The sequence below is a fragment of the Pseudomonas sp. CBS genome (assembly GCF_024734645.1).
Classification (GTDB): Bacteria; Pseudomonadota; Gammaproteobacteria; order Pseudomonadales; family Pseudomonadaceae; genus Aquipseudomonas.
This window is the reverse complement of record NZ_CP102929.1, coordinates 1,159,525-1,174,145: the sequence shown is the minus strand read 5'-3', so window position 1 is coordinate 1,174,145 and position 14,621 is coordinate 1,159,525. Positions and strand designations below refer to the sequence as shown.

The following is a 14,621-nucleotide window of genomic DNA, read 5'->3' as shown; positions in this document are numbered from 1 at the left end:
TATAACCAACAGACTTGGTACACGATTCCATGAGGAGACCACTCCATGTCCCGCGTACCGATGCTAACCCTGGAAACCGCCCCTGAAGCGGCCAAGCCCTTTCTGGAAAACGCCCTGAAGGGTTCCGGGTTCATTCCCAATCTGTTGGCGGTGCTGGCCAATGCCCCGGCGGCACTGGAAACCTACATCACCGTGTCGGGCCTGAACGCCAAGTCCGACCTGAGCCTGGCCGACCGTGAAGTGGTGCAACTGATTGCCGCCACCAACCATGGTTGCGATTTCTGCGTCGCCGGGCACACTGCCGTAGCGCGCAACAAGGCCAAGCTGCCGGAAGACGTGATCGACGCCCTGCGCCAGCGTGGCGAACTGCCCAACGAGCGTTATGAGACACTGGCCGCGTTCACCCGTGAAGTGATCGCCACCCGCGGTGATGTCAGCGACGCCGGCTACGCCGCATTCCGTGAGGCGGGCTACACCGACGGTCATGCGCTTGAGGTTATTCTGGGCGTCAGCCTGGCCACCCTGTGCAATTTCGCCAACGTGTTTGCGCGCACGCCGCTCAACCCGGAGCTGGCGCAGTACCGTTGGGAAAAACCGGCAAGCTGAAGGCGCGCAAGCGTTCGCGATGGTAAACATGCTGTAACAAGGAGAAACATGAATGCTTGACCCAATCTTGAGCCGTTGGCTCGATGTTCAAGCGCAGGCCCTGGATGTGGGCAGTTGCGATCCGCAGGAAGTGCTGCCACGGCTGGCAGAGGCCAATGTATTACGTATCGGTGTGCCCAAGGACCTTGGCGGCCTGGGCGGCGATGTCACGGGCGCGATTGAGGCGATTGCCGATGTGGCCAGTCACTCCCTGGCCTCGGCGTTTGTGTGCTGGGGCCAACGTTCGTTTATCGAATATCTGCTGCAAAGCCCGAATCAGCGCCTGCGTGAGCAACTGCTGCCGGATCTGCTGAGCGGCAAGCTGGCCGGGGCCACCGGGCTGTCCAATGCGATGAAATTCTTGTCGGGTATCGAGTCGCTGCAAATCAGCGCCGAGCCGACCGATGACGGCTGGAACCTCAATGGCCGCCTGCACTGGGTGACCAACCTGCGCAAGAACGGGTTTGTGGTGGCTGCCGCTATCGAGCATGCCCAGGGCGGCGCGCCGTTTATCCTGGCGATCCCTGATTCGGTGTCCGGTCTGCAACGTTCCCGTGACCTGGAACTGTTGGGCCTGCAATCGAGCAACACCGCAGCCCTCGGCTTTGAAGCGGTGGAGCTGAGCCGCGACTGGTTGCTGCATGACGATGCCCGCAAATTCCTGCCGGCCGTGCGCCCGGCGTTTCTCGGTTTGCAATGCGGCATGTCCATCGGCCTGGCGCGACGCTCGCTGGCGGAAGTGGCTAATCATTTGGGTTCCAGCCGCACCGTATTGCGTGAAGAGCTGGAAGTGCTGCGCACCTCGCTGGAACAGGCGGTCAACGACCTCAAGAAAGGCTTGCTGAGCGGCCGCTTCGGTACCGAGCCGGTACCGTTATTCCGCCTGCGCATTGCCCTTGCGGAAATTGCTGCCAGCGCTGTCCAACTGGAACTGCAAGCCAGTGGCGGCAAGGCCTACCTGACCGCCCACGGCAGCGGCTTTGCCCGGCGCTGGCGCGAGTCGGCGTTTGTGCCGATCGTGACCCCGAGCCTGGTGCAGTTGCGCACCGAGTTGAACCGTCAGGCCAATCTATGAGCCAGGCGGTATTGCACGCCCAGGGAATTTGCCTGGGCTATGGGGGCAATTCGGTGCTGGAAGGGTTCGATCTGCAGTTGCAACCCGGCGAAGTGGTGTCGATCCTCGGCCCCAGCGGTGTTGGCAAGTCCAGCCTGCTGCGGGTGCTCGCCGGTTTGCAGGCGCCCCAGGGCGGCAGCATCCGCCTGCTGGGCGAACCGTTGAATGGCCCCCATCCGCGGGTGGCGGTAGCGTTCCAGGACCCCAGCCTGTTGCCGTGGCTTAGCCTGGAAAAGAACGTCGCCTTCGGCTTGGATTTTGCCCGCCAGCCGCATCTCAGCCCTGAAGAGCGTCGCAGCCGGGTCGACCACGCGATCCACGCCGTAGGCCTGGAACACGCCCGTCAGCAATTCCCGGCGGCGTTGTCCGGCGGCATGGCCCAGCGCACTGCACTGGCCCGCTGCCTGGCCCGCCAGCCGCAGGTCTTGCTGCTGGACGAACCCTTCGGCGCCCTGGATGAAGTGACCCGTGCCGATATGCAGCACCTGCTGCTCAAGGTCAATCGCGAGCAAGGCTCGGCCGCGGTGCTGATCACCCATGACATCGACGAAGCGCTGCTGTTGTCCGACCGGATTCTGCTACTGGGTAACCGCCCGGCGCGGACCCTCGGCGAATGGCGCATCGACCTGCCGCAACCGCGGGAAGAACAGGTGGAAGCCATCGGCACCCTGCGCATCGACATTCTCAAAACCCTACGGCGGGCGAGCCGCACCGAACCCCAACCCCCTGAACTGCTGGAGCCCTGCCATGTGTCTGGATGACCTCACTCACTCGCGCCGTGACTTTCTCAAACTCTCGGCCGTGCTCAGTGCCGCCGGTGCCTTGCCGCTGCTGAGCAGCTTGCAGGCCCGCGCGGCCAGTGAGCCGGACGCACCGGTACGCATCGGCTACCTGCCGATCACCGACGCCACGCCGCTGCTGGTGGCCCACAACAACGGCCTGTTCGAAGCCGAAGGCATCAAGGCCGAGCGCCCGGTGTTGCTGCGCAGTTGGGCCCAGGTGATCGAGGCATTTATCTCCGGCCAGGTCAACGTGATTCACCTGCTGTCGCCGATGACCGTGTGGGCGCGTTACGGCAGCAAGGTCCCGGCCAAGGTCGTGGCCTGGAACCACGTGGGCGGCTCGGGTTTGACCGTGTCCCCGGGCATTACCGATGTGAAGCAACTGGGCGGCAAGTCGGTGGCGATTCCGTTCTGGTACTCGATCCACAACGTGGTGGTGCAGCAGCTGTTCCGTGACAACGGCCTGACCCCGGTGACGCGTGCGGCGGGTAGCGCAATTGCCGCCAACGAGGTCAACCTGATCGTATTGCCGCCCTCGGACATGCCGCCGGCCCTGGCCAGCAAACGCATCGACGGCTACATCGTCGCCGAGCCGTTCAACGCCCTGGCGGAAAACCTCAACGTGGGCCGGGTGCAGCGCTTTACCGGCGACGTGTGGCGCAACCATGCGTGCTGCGTGGTGTTCATGCACGAGCATGACCTGACCAACCGCCCGGAATGGTCGCAGAAGGTGGTGAATGCGATCGTCAAGGCCCAGGTCTGGACGCGCGACAACCGTGAAGAGGCGGTGAAGCTGCTGTCCAAGGACGGCGAGAACCGCTACACGCCGCATGCCGAACCGGTACTGCGTAAAGTCCTGGCGCCGGCTGCCAGCGACCGTGCGGCATACCTGGCTGACGGCGCGATCCAGCACGCCAACTGGGACGAGCACCGTATCGACTTCCAGCCGTATCCATTCCCCAGCTACACCGAGGAACTGGTGCGTCGCCTGAAAGACACGCTGATCGAGGGCGACAAGAAATTCCTCGCCGACCTGGACCCGGCGTTTGTCGCCAAAGACCTGGTGGATGACCGCTTCGTGCGTAACGCCATTGCGGCGGTGGGCGGCATGAAGACCTTCGGCTTGCCGGAAGGCTTCGAGCGGCACGAGGAGATTGGCGTTTGAATAACGGCAAAACCTTGGGCTTGCCGGGCTGGTTGCTTGGCTTGAGTGGGCTGGCGGGATTGTTGTTGCTCTGGTGGCTAGGGGTGAAAGTGTTTGGCAGTGCGGACGGTTTGTCTGCGCGGTTTTCGCTGTCGGCGACCCTCGCCAGCCTGTGGGAATTGCTGGGGCGCAGCGAGCTGTACCTGAACATCGCCGTGAGTCTGAAGCGGATCTTCGTCGGGCTGTTCCTGGCGTTGCTGATTGGCGTGCCGTTGGGCTTGCTGGTGGGCAGTTCGCGCAAACTGGAGGCGGCGACTACGCCGGCTTTCCAGTTTCTGCGGATGATCTCGCCGTTGTCGTGGATGCCCATCGTGGTGATGTTGATGGGCGTGGGCGACCAGCCGATCTACTTCCTGCTGGCGTTCGCGGCGGTGTGGCCGATTCTGCTGAATACGGCGGCGGGTGTGCGTCAGCTTGATCCGCGCTGGCTGCAACTGAGCAAGAGCCTGAGCGCCACGCGCTGGGAAACCTTGCGCCGGGTGATTATTCCCGGGGTGATGGGGCACGTGCTGACCGGCGTGCGCCTGGCTATCGGGATCCTGTGGATCGTGCTGGTGCCGTGCGAGATGCTCGGGGTCAGTGCCGGGCTGGGTTATTACATCCTCGACACTCGCGACCGGCTGGCCTACTCGGAGCTGATGGCGATGGTGCTGCTGATCGGCTTGTTGGGCTTTGCCCTGGATGCGTTTGCGCGCTGGTTGCATCAGCGCTGGGTGCATGGAGGGTGAACACCTCATGCAAAGGCTCGGAGGTTTTCCGGGCCTTTGCGATGTGCTCAGGGTTTCACGTAGATGCGCAGGTCGCCTGGAATATCGTTGGGCTGTAATGGCCGGTTCGGGTCTGGCGCAGGGTTTTTTGCTTTAAGCCCGATGCTGCTGTGGGTCATGTTCTTGTTGTCAAAAACCCCGATGCCGATGCTTTCCGTCAGTTCCGCCAGGCCCGGAACACCTTCGGAGGTGTTCATGTGCGCGCTCCCCACTAACGCGACCCACTTTTCGGTGCCCGAGTTTGCCTGGATGGTTTCCGCAGCGTAGTAGTTGAACTCCTTGAGCCGCTTTTCAGAGTTGACGCCAGTCCGGGTGCGATCACGGGATTTGTCGTGTCTATGTCGCGTCAGATAATAGTGATCGAGGGGTAAAAGCTCTATTCCATTGTCTTCAAATTTTTTCTTGAGTTGCTCCAGTGTTGGATTCGTGCGGCGAGTGTTGCTGTTTCCGAGCATTCCGATTCCATCATCAACGGGGCCACCGATGTAGTCGATATACCCTTCGAAGTAGACTTTTTTGACACCCTGGCTTTTTAGCGTATCGACGTTGTCGAACAGCATTTTAAAGCTGGCCATCTGCGAGTGAGACTCTCCAAACACCACGCCGTTTGATGCTTTCAATGCCTTTGTGATCAGATCGGCTGCGGGGATCGGTACGGGAACATCGGGGATTGTAGGGCGCGGCGGAAGGCCTCCGTCTTTTATCGCATCGTAATAATCCTCCATTTCCACCCGAAACTTATCCAGCGTTGCCTGGCGCATGTCGGATTTGAAATGGGATGATTCGAGCCTTCCTTTCAAACTTTCCACGTATTGGCCCTCGGGTAACGGCTTCCTGATTGGAGGTGGGCGGTTGACGGTGTTTATCGGGTTAAACCGGTGAGTGCTCTTGCTCGTAGAGGCATAGGCGTTGGGGGAGGGCTCCAGCGTATCAGCGCTACTGAACGCTTGAAGGGGGCTGCCGTATGGCTGGTGCTTTTGTGCGTCGAAAGCGTACCACTTGCCCTTGATCTGCACCGCGCTGCCCTCGACCGTCTGCTCGCCCATCTGGAATGAGCCGGTAGCGGCTGCGTCATATCGATTACCGGCGGCGGCGAGCTCCCGACTGTTTGCAGTGCCCTTGAGTGTTTTTAAACTCTGGGTGGCTGCGCTTGCGCCGTTGATAGCAAGTTTTCCGGCGCCGACTGCCAAGTCGCCAAGACCGCTCAGCGGATTGAGTTCCGAGAGTGCGGTAACCCCGAAAATCTTGCTCAGCTTGAGGGCTTTGCTGGCCGCGCTGCTGACAGTGCTCAGGGTTTTCCCGACCTTCGCGGCGACGCCCGCACCTGCCGTGAGTAAGCCAAACGCATCAAATGCCAGGTCAGAGAACCCGTCTTTATAGTTTCCGTTGCTCAGGTTGACGATGGCTGACCTGAGCGGAATAAGGTCGAGGAAAAAGTTGCCGATGGTGTCGGCGACGGCCCTTCTATGCTCATCCGGGGTGGTTCCGGCGGCGCGTTGTTTAATCGTATCGAGGTCAAGGCCCTCGACGATTGAATCCGCGAGGTACTCCGCCCGGAAATTCCTGAACAGGTTGGGATTGGATCCCTCCAGCGGGTTCTCTTGCTTTACATAGTCGCGCTTGGAACCGAAGGTGGAGAACTCTTCTATTCGGGTTACTTCGTTGGCGATCTTCTGGTCCTGGCGCGTGATGATGGCGTTGCTGACTTTTCTGATGCTGCCTTTTTCGGTATCGAACTCATAGGTGGACGGCTTGTTCTGGTGTTTTGTGGTTACCAGAATTTTTTTGCTTGTATGGAAGAGGGTTTCTCCTGCGAATGGGGTCCAGCTGATTCTGTAGGAGTTTTCTTTGTAGAAGTTCAGCTTTCCTAGCCGCAGGTTTTCTTTGTCCTCCGGTGGAAGGTTGGCGAGGGCATTCAAGATGGAATATTTCTTGACGGTTTTATAGTCGCTTATGGTCTGGCTTATGGCGTTGTCAAAGGTGCCGGGGACGTTGAAGCCGGGGCCCTGGGTAAAGGCAGCGAAAGCGTCAAGGTCGATACTGTGCGTTCCCGGTTTGAGCGCCCAGTCTGATGCCGTTATTTTCTCGCCCTGCATCGTCAGGTCCAGCATGGAATAAGGGCCGCGAACGGGGATCGTCTTGTTGGCGGTTTTGTTGGGCTTGAGCAACACCTTTTCTTCAAAAGGTACGCCCTCGCCAAATTTTTCCTTGAGCGCGTCCAGCGCCATCTGCTTACGGCTGGGCATCGGGGCATCAAGCAGGGCGGAGGCGTGTTTCAGCTTGCCCAACTGATAGTTGAACGCGTCCATGGCGGAATCAATGTCTGCTTTTTCGTAAAGCCTGTCGTCTTTCGCCTCAAGCACCCCATTGGCCACGGCCCAATCCAACAGCGCTGCAGTTTGCGCTGACTCGGGAGCGGCACCACTTGAGTCGGCGGCGATCATCACCTCGGCAAAGCTCATGTTCGCGACGCTTCCGGGGGACTTGGCTTCGACAGCCGCTGCCGCGATGCACAAGTTGGCCCAGGCCTGGCTGCCGTATACCACACTGTCGGGAATATCCTTGATCAGCAACTGCGGCGCCGCCCGCATCAACAGCAGGTGGGTACCCAGCGAGGCGTGGGCAGGTGAGGTTTTACCGGTATCAATCAAGTGCTGGTGCAGGCCGGCGACAATCGCCGAGGTGGGTTTGCCCCAATATTGTTTATGTGACAGGTCGAATCCGGCCACCTTGTTGCGATGCGGTTGGGTGATGGACTCGTGATCCAGAGCGAGATTGATGGCTGCCAGTACGTGATCATTCACACTGCTATCAGTAGAAATGCTCTCCAGCTTGTTCTGCAAGGCCTCTCCCAACGCTTGGCCGCGGGGGGAGCCGATGAGGGCTTCCAGGGCTTTGACCGGATCGCTTGAGGCTTCGGCGGAGAGCGGCAGGTTGCTGTTCAGAAACTCCAGGAGTCCCCGCTGCTGGCTTGCTTGCTGAAAACTACCGACATGCTCTCTGGCGGCTGTCAGCAATTCGCTTTGCTGATGTGTGCTCAAGGGCAGGGGCCAAGACAAGCCACCGCCCAGATTTCCCCATGGATGGGGGTGTGAGCGTGCAAGCGATGCCCGCGCCAGGGTCAGCAGTTCGTCATGGGTGGTTGGCTCGGGCAGGCCATTAGCCTTGAGAAAGTTCGCAAGGCTGACGGCGTTAGCACTATTGGGGGTGTACGACGCGTTGGGGGCGAGGTCCATCAGCCGGCTTGCCAGCGCAGACTGCACTGCCAAAAAAGGCGCGTTTGGCGCTACCACCGTGGCGACATCAGTGAGCTGCTGCGCCAGTGTCTGCCAGTTTTTTCGGTCAGCCAGCGCGGTCTTCAGGGCTTTCGGGCCATCGGGGGGCGGTGGGTCAGCCGCGGGATCCTCAACGTCCGTTGCGCGTTGCAATGTTTCATCGGAATAAGGCGGAATATCGGGGTGTGGTATCGGAGGTGGGGCAGGTGGCGGATAAGTAGTGGAGGAAAGAACAGAGTTGCTGACTATTGAGGTCATCGTGAACACCTTGAGGCACGCTCATTAGGGATGCGCCTTTCAGGAAAACCTCCCTGCTTCCTGGACGCTCTTCCTGAGTGTCGGAAACAGGGGTGGCGGCTCCGCCTGGACAGTGTTCAAGTTGTCAGAAAATGTACGAATGACGATCAGCGATGGTAATACCCTGGTCCGCCGTCGTAGTAGCGATGGTCATGCCAACCGCCGCCGCCGTGGGGGAAAATAATGCAGCCGCTCATGCTCAACATGATCAACAAGGGAATCAGCAGTGTGATTCGACGAAGCATTTCAAAATCCTCTAGGGTACTCACAGGTTCAATCAGGCGTTGGGCAAGCCAAAGTTTTTCATCGCCTGTAACATGAGACCCCGCCGACCCCAATCCATCCCCGCCAATGGGTATGTGCTTGGTGTGGCAGTCGATACAAAGTGGATACAATTTTTTAGCTTCAGGAACCCGTCATGACCCAAAAGCAACGTTTGAAATACTCGATTCTGATTTCCCTGGTGGTACTGGGGACGATGTTTGGCCTGTCCTACCTGCAGAACAACGGGGTCATCAGCGAAAAGACGTTCCAGTACATCGCGATTGCCGTAGCGGTCACTGTGGTGGTAATCAACGGTGTGATGCGCCGCAAGGTCAAGCCTAACCTCTGAGTCAGGCCCGGCCTTCCAGGACTTTGGCAGCCTGCTCGTGCAGGCTGTAGCTCTTGTCGGCGTTCAGGGTGATCACGCCTTCGGTGCACAGGCGCTTGAGCACCTCCCGCACGCTGAGAAACGACAACGGAATGCCCAGCTCCAGCAAATGGCTGTGCACGCCCCGCACGCCGAGGGTGCGCTGGTTGTCGGCGGCCGTCAGCAGGGCGTCGATGACCTTCAGCCGGATCAGGCTGGTGCGCAGGCCAAAACACTTGAGCAAATGACGAATGCGCTGGTTGCCATGTTCCGGCGCTTTGCCGAACGCCTGGGTTCCGGTGCCAAAGCCTCCGTCATGCATGGATGAGTGTCCTTCCGTGGGCAGTTGCGGGTTGTACATGCAAAAACTCCTTATCAGAGCCTGATCAGGAAAATGATGGCGCTCTTAGTTAATAAGACGTACGAGCAGCCGAAATCATGAAGCGCGGGATGTAGAAATTTTGTCGGTAACATCCTGGAGACATATCGACATGTCCGAATAAACATCTGCGGCTGCTAAATTATTCGCGGTTTTTACGTCTTAACTGAGGTGTTGGCGAAGCTGTCCCTCGTCACGGTGTTTTTAATTTGGCTGTGGAGTCTGCGTGATTATTTCCAACGGGTTGTTCAGGGTGTGCGTGGTTGGGGCGTTGCTGGGTCTGAGTGTTTCGGCCACGGCGCGGGTGCAGGAGCAACAGACCACCGCGGAGATTCGGCGTACCAGCTTTGGTGTCCCGCATATCCGGGCCAACGATGAGCGTGGGCTGGGGTTTGGCATCGGTTATGCCTATGCCCAGGACAACCTGTGCCTGTTGGCCAATGAAGTGGTGACCGTCAACGGCGAGCGCGCCAAGTACTTTGGCCCCGAGCAGGCAACCCAGGAAGGGCGCAATAACCTGACCAACGACGTGTTCTTCACGTGGCTGAACACACCCGAGGCCGTTGCGGCATTCTGGAAGGCGCAACCCCCGGCGATGCAGCAGCGCATCGAAGGGTATGTTGCCGGCTACAACCGTTACCTCAAGGAGCGGACCGCCCAAGGCTTGCCGGCGCAGTGCCAGGCGGCCTGGGTACGGCCGATCACGGCAGAAGACCTGGTCAAGGTGACCCGCCGGTTGCTGGTGGAAGGTGGCGTCGGGCAGTTTGCCGAAGCGGTGGTGGGCGCCACGCCGCCCAATGCCGTGGCGCAGGTGGATGCCAAGGCATTTGAGGTCGCAGCCGCCAATCAACAGCGTTTCGCCCTGGACCGTGGCAGCAACGCCGTCGCCGTCGGCCGTGACCGTTCGTTCAATGGTCGCGGCATGTTGCTGGCCAACCCGCATTTTCCCTGGGTCGGCGGCATGCGTTTCTACGAGATGCACCTGACCATTCCCGGCCAGCTGGATGTGATGGGCGCCGCCTTGCCGGGCCTGCCGGTGATCAACATCGGCTTCAACCAGCATGTGGCCTGGACGCATACCGTTGATACCTCCAAGCACTTCACGCTGTACCGCCTGACCCTGGACCCGAAAGACCCGACCCGCTATCTGCTGGACGGCAAATCCTTGCCCATGGATAAAACCAGCATCAAGGTGACAGTCAAAGCCGCCGACGGCAGCACCAAGGAACAGTCCCGCACGGTCTACAGCTCGCAGTTCGGCCCGGTGGTGCAATGGCCGGGCAAGCTCGACTGGGACAACAAATATGCTTTCAGCCTGCGAGACGCCAACCTGGGCAACGACCGCGTTCTGCAACAGTGGTACGCGATGAACCGCGCCGCCAACCTCAAGGAGCTGCAAGACTCGGTGCACACCCTGCAAGGTATCCCGTGGGTCAACACCCTGGCGGCGGACGACCAGGGCCAGAGCCTGTACATGAACCTGTCGGTGGTACCGAACGTCAGCGCGAAAAAACTTGCGCAGTGCAGCGATCCCCGGGTTGGCCTGCAATTCATCATGCTCGACGGCTCCCGCAGCGCCTGCGCCTGGGACATAGACCCGCGTGCCGCCCAGGCCGGAATCTTCCCGGCCGATCAACTGCCGCAACTGCAGCGCACCGACTACGTGCAGCACTCCAATGACTCGGCGTGGATGGCCAACCCCAAGGCGCCGCTGACCGGGTTCTCGCCGGTGATCAGCCAGGAGAAAATCGGCCTGGGCCCACGTGCCCGTTTCGCCTTGCAGCGCTTGCAGGCGCTCGACAAGCAACCGATCAAGGCCACCGACTTGCAGAACATGGTCATGGACAACCAGGTGTACCTTGCCAGCCAAGTCATGCCGGACCTGCTCAAGTACTGCGCGGGGGCCGACGCGGCCGTGAAGTCCGTGTGCGACAGCCTCAAAAGCTGGGACCAGCGCGCCAACCTCGACAGCGGCGTGGGCCTGGTGCACTTCATCAACCTGGCGGAGCAACTGGCACAAGCACCCGATGCATGGAAAGTGGGGTTTGACCCGGCACAACCACTGACCACACCTCGTGGGCTGGCGATTGAACGCGCAGGCGTGGCCAAGGCGCTGCATGAGGCGATGCTTGCCTCAGCCGCCGACGTTGCCAAACGCGGGCTGACCGCCGACAGCCGCTGGGGTGACATCCAGGTCTCGGGCCAGACCCCGATCCACGGCGGGCCGCAAGAGCTCGGCGTTTACAACGCCATGCAAAGCGTGCCAAGGGCTGATGGCAAGCGCGAAGTGGTCAGCGGCAGCAGCTACTTGCAGATCGTGACCTTCGACGAGAAGGGCCCCAATGCCGAAGGCGTGCTGGCGTTCTCTTTGTCCAGCGACCCGGCGTCGAAATACTACAAGGACCAGACCCAGGCGTTCTCCGAGAAAAAACTCAGCCCACTGCCGTTTACCGAACAGCAGATCAAGGCGGACCCGCAGTACCAATTGCAGGTTATCCGTGACAAGGAAGAAGCCGGGCGGTAGGGTAGCCAACCGGGAAACGAAGCCCCTTGAGAGAATATTTTTTGAAATCAAGGGGTTGCAAGCCCTGGCAAATGAGTACATAATTGCGCCCATCGAACGCACTGAAGCATTAAAAACTTCAATGTTTTCAATGAGATAGAGTAGAGGCAAGCTTCACATAGCCCACTCAAGTTTGTATGCGGTGAATGTCGGTTGTAAGGCATTGATCGTTTGAGGCCGAGTAGCAAAATGGTTATGCAGCGGATTGCAAATCCGCCTACGCCGGTTCGATTCCGACCTCGGCCTCCACTCTTAAAGCCCCGTAGATCAATGATCTACGGGGTTTTTTATTGCCTGTGATTTGAGAAGTGTTCCGCAACTTTTGGGATGTGTTCCGCAACCCTACTCATTTTTGATCGCAATGAGGGGGCAGAACAGTGCCAGGGGAGTGTGTGGTTGGCCTGTTATTTCGTGGGGTTAACGATCTCACCGACGCGCCGATAGACCTTCTTTGTCATCTCCTCAGTGGAGTGGCCGAGCAGCCGACTTGCATGCGCAAGTTCTATCTCGCTGGCGGCTTTGGGGCGGATGTCTTTGAACTGAAACTGACGGATTAGTACAGCCAGGGCGAGATCGCCATCGGCACCGGCCTTGATGGCTGCTTTATCCCGGGCTTCATCCCAGCGGTTGCGTAGCATCTGCTGGCTCATCCGAAGGCCGGACGCGTTTGTGATAAGCGTCGAGGTCTTAATCCCATTTAACGATCTGCGTTCGAGCAGGTTATCTAGGAATAGACTAAGCGCTGATTGTTCGCCGGCATCGTCCAGGCGAATACGCAGAAGTTTGCCGCCCTTGCCCTGGCGAACCCCTACGAAGCCGTTGGCCAGATCGGTAGTTGCCACTTTCAGCACATCGGCAGGGCGCTGGCCGGTCAGGTAGGCAAGGTCCATGGCATCCTTTAGTTCCTGCACTGCCTCTCCATATACTGCATTCCAAACCACTTCGCCGGCATAGTAGTCCCGTGGTTTTTCCTTGTTTCGGCGTACGCCGAAGCAAGGGTTGGCATTGTTGGTAAGTCCCCACTCGCGCGCGATCGTGAACATGTGTGACAACAGTGCGATTTCTCGGTTGGCCCTGACCTTGGCGGTTCTGGCATCTCGATATTGGGCAACTACCTGGGGAGTGATTGAGTCAAGAGGCGCGTTATCAAATGCCTTCCGTAGCTGTTTCAGTTCCTTCCGGTTGTCGGACTGTGTCCGTATTGATTTGGTCGGGATGATCTTTTTTTCGTACTTGTCGAACAGCGCACCCATTAGATGATTGGGCTTTAGTGGTTCGCGGCGTTCCAGTCGAGCCCACTCGACCTTCGCCGCGTCCAGATCACTGCCCAGCGGTATTTCTTTTCGGTTGCCATCGGCATCCCTGCCGTTGTAGTAGAACGAGGTCCACACGGTGCCGCTTTTACGCTTGCGGGTGCGCCGTATCATTCGAGGCGGAAGGTCGCGATTGGCTATGCTTTTCTGGCGCATCAGTCAGCTCACGTTCGCTAGGTCGAGCGACCAGGTTTCAGTTACGGCGTTGACCCCAGAAGGTTTGACGCCTGCGAGTTTCAGTCGGGCGTAAACCCGACCCACTATTGGGCGGCGAGCGCCTGTCAGAACAAACTCCCAGCGATTTTCTGTCAGCCATAGAATTTGTTTGGACGGGATCTGATATCCGGTGATGGTCGCCAACTCTTCGTCGGCGAGGGTTTCGCTTTGGAATTCCATCATGCGGCTCTCCCGATCAAGTCTGTCGGCCCATAACTTCGGCGTGTGTTCTCCTTAGGAGGCAACTCGATAGTGGCAGGAGCATGCGTATACCCCACGGCAGGCTGCGCGAGCGGGCGTTCCTGAGCGTTTAGCGTTGCATCAGCGAGCGCTGCCCCGCGCAGCTTTTCGTGGGGTATAAGTGCTTCTGTGGTGGTGCTGGAAGAGGCAATATTGCCTGCTGCTGCGCAGCAGAGACTGTTTGTTTCCAGCGTGTCGACACTCACGGGAGTGCGGAGCAAAGCGGGCGGGGCGCTGTTGTTGTTCTGGTGGTTCTTCATGCCGCTTTCCTCCGGTGTTCGATAGCGAGTTGGTCCATCAGGCGCTGGTGGTAGGTGTCACGGGCTTCTACCGCAGGCCATGCGCGGATGGTTTCAACCAAGGGTTCGATGCCGACCAAGCAATCCCAGATAGCCGGATCGGTTGGCATGAGGTCGCGGCGCTCGGTGGCCAGCGCAATCAGGTCAGCCTGGTGTATGCATGCGGGTAGATCGAGTGCCAGGTCGAAGCGCTCACAGACGCGCCCCCACACGACGTCCTCAAATCCTCGGTAGTCTGGCATCGACTGTTTGAGTGGCCGGGCCATATCACCCAGGTACGCCTCGGTCGCATCGTGGAGCAGGGCCGCCAACTTGTGTTCTTCCGGCACCAGCTCGGCGACGATGCAGCTGTGTTGTGCCACGCTGTAAAACTCGCGGGTGTGGCCGTTGAACCGACACAGGTGGGCCAACGAGTGCGATATGTCCCGTGGGTCGATCATGTCGGCGTCTGGCTCGTACAGGTTGAAGTGCTTGCCGGTGAAGGTGAGGATGAAGTTCATGCTGCATCCTCCAACGTGAACGGATCCATCAGGGCAGCCATGCTCAGAGCCTTGTCGCGTAAGGCAAGTGCTTGCGTAGCCTGGCTCTCGGATCTGACTGCTCGGAAGGTGTCAGCCGCAAGCTTGAGCTTTTCGGCGATGGTTAAAAGGGTGAGTCGATCTTGTGGTTGAAGATCCAAGATAAGTTGCAGGCGCTGGCATCGTTCGGTGACTTGCTCAAGTTCGGTAGCGCTTGCTGACTCGCCCTGGTCCATCCCTTCCATACAGCCCTGAGCGTGGCCATCCTCATAGCCCTCAACTCGACCATCCGTTAAGCCGCCCTTGTAGCCGACCCAATAGAGGATCCCAAGCGCGATAACGATGCTGATCAGTGCGTATATTTGAATTGCAGTCATG

At 59.2% G+C, this 14,621-nt stretch carries 14 protein-coding genes and 1 tRNA gene; 8 read left to right on the top strand and 7 right to left on the bottom strand.

Going from position 1 to position 14,621, the window contains the following annotated elements; all coding sequences use genetic code 11:
- Nucleotides 1–45: 45 nt before the first annotated feature.
- From NVB75_RS05230 to NVB75_RS05210, 5 genes are read left to right on the top strand one after another with little or no spacing between them, the layout of a single operon-like run.
- Nucleotides 46–606: a carboxymuconolactone decarboxylase family protein gene (locus NVB75_RS05230; RefSeq protein WP_017477603.1), complete on the top strand. Its 561-nt coding sequence runs from the start codon at nt 46–48 to the stop codon at nt 604–606.
- Between the two features lie 52 nt (nt 607–658).
- Nucleotides 659–1,720 carry an acyl-CoA dehydrogenase family protein gene (locus NVB75_RS05225; protein ID WP_076013902.1) on the top strand — a complete coding sequence of 354 codons (1,062 nt, stop codon included), beginning with the start codon at nt 659–661 and terminating at the stop codon, nt 1,718–1,720.
- On the top strand, nt 1,717–2,520 hold the full coding sequence (locus NVB75_RS05220) for an ABC transporter ATP-binding protein (RefSeq protein WP_258346309.1): 804 nt from the start codon (nt 1,717–1,719) through the stop codon (nt 2,518–2,520). Before NVB75_RS05225 ends, NVB75_RS05220 begins: the two co-directional genes overlap by 4 nt.
- Nucleotides 2,507–3,706: an ABC transporter substrate-binding protein gene (locus NVB75_RS05215; protein ID WP_258346308.1), complete on the top strand. Its 1,200-nt coding sequence runs from the start codon at nt 2,507–2,509 to the stop codon at nt 3,704–3,706. The genes NVB75_RS05220 and NVB75_RS05215 overlap by 14 nt, the downstream gene beginning before the upstream one ends.
- 14 nt (nt 3,707–3,720) lie before the next feature.
- Nucleotides 3,721–4,473: an ABC transporter permease gene (locus NVB75_RS05210; RefSeq protein ID WP_172834573.1), complete on the top strand. Its 753-nt coding sequence runs from the start codon at nt 3,721–3,723 to the stop codon at nt 4,471–4,473.
- A 47-nt stretch (nt 4,474–4,520) separates the two neighbouring features.
- Here NVB75_RS05210 and NVB75_RS05205 read toward each other — a convergent pair whose 3' ends face one another.
- Complete coding sequence (locus NVB75_RS05205; RefSeq protein WP_258346307.1) at nt 4,521–8,045, bottom strand: membrane-targeted effector domain-containing toxin; 3,525 nt, start codon at nt 8,043–8,045, stop codon at nt 4,521–4,523.
- A gap of 146 nt (nt 8,046–8,191) precedes the next feature.
- Nucleotides 8,192–8,329, bottom strand: a complete 138-nt coding sequence (locus tag NVB75_RS05200; RefSeq protein WP_010171564.1) for a hypothetical protein — start codon at nt 8,327–8,329, stop codon at nt 8,192–8,194.
- Nucleotides 8,330–8,502: 173 nt separating this feature from the next.
- Here NVB75_RS05200 and NVB75_RS05195 point away from each other — a divergent pair, with 173 nt between their 5' ends.
- Entirely contained in the window at nt 8,503–8,697 is a 195-nt protein-coding gene (locus NVB75_RS05195) for a hypothetical protein (protein ID WP_010171562.1), read from the top strand.
- Between the two features lies 1 nt (nt 8,698).
- On the opposite strand, the gene NVB75_RS05190 is transcribed toward NVB75_RS05195, so the two are convergent.
- Nucleotides 8,699–9,076, bottom strand: coding sequence for a fe2+ zn2+ uptake regulation protein (locus tag NVB75_RS05190; RefSeq protein ID WP_258346306.1), 378 nt, complete (start codon nt 9,074–9,076; stop codon nt 8,699–8,701).
- Nucleotides 9,077–9,320: 244 nt separating this feature from the next.
- Here NVB75_RS05190 and NVB75_RS05185 point away from each other — a divergent pair, with 244 nt between their 5' ends.
- Together NVB75_RS05185 and NVB75_RS05180 are read left to right on the top strand one after the other, a co-directional pair.
- Entirely contained in the window at nt 9,321–11,618 is a 2,298-nt protein-coding gene (locus NVB75_RS05185; RefSeq protein ID WP_258346304.1) for an acylase, read from the top strand.
- 214 nt (nt 11,619–11,832) lie between these two features.
- Nucleotides 11,833–11,906, top strand: a tRNA-Cys gene (locus NVB75_RS05180).
- Nucleotides 11,907–12,061: 155 nt separating this feature from the next.
- On the opposite strand, the gene NVB75_RS05175 is transcribed toward NVB75_RS05180, so the two are convergent.
- From NVB75_RS05175 to NVB75_RS05160, 4 genes are all read right to left on the bottom strand, one after another.
- Nucleotides 12,062–13,126: a tyrosine-type recombinase/integrase gene (locus tag NVB75_RS05175; RefSeq protein WP_258346303.1), complete on the bottom strand. Its 1,065-nt coding sequence runs from the start codon at nt 13,124–13,126 to the stop codon at nt 12,062–12,064.
- Between the two features lie 3 nt (nt 13,127–13,129).
- Nucleotides 13,130–13,366, bottom strand: a complete 237-nt coding sequence (locus NVB75_RS05170) for a DUF4224 domain-containing protein (RefSeq protein WP_003207583.1) — start codon at nt 13,364–13,366, stop codon at nt 13,130–13,132.
- A gap of 316 nt (nt 13,367–13,682) precedes the next feature.
- Complete coding sequence (locus tag NVB75_RS05165) at nt 13,683–14,225, bottom strand: phosphohydrolase (RefSeq protein ID WP_258346302.1); 543 nt, start codon at nt 14,223–14,225, stop codon at nt 13,683–13,685.
- A complete protein-coding gene (locus tag NVB75_RS05160; protein ID WP_258346301.1) occupies nt 14,222–14,620 on the bottom strand; it encodes a hypothetical protein in 399 nt (132 codons plus the stop codon). Before NVB75_RS05160 ends, NVB75_RS05165 begins: the two co-directional genes overlap by 4 nt.
- Between the last annotated feature and the right edge of the window lies 1 nt (nt 14,621).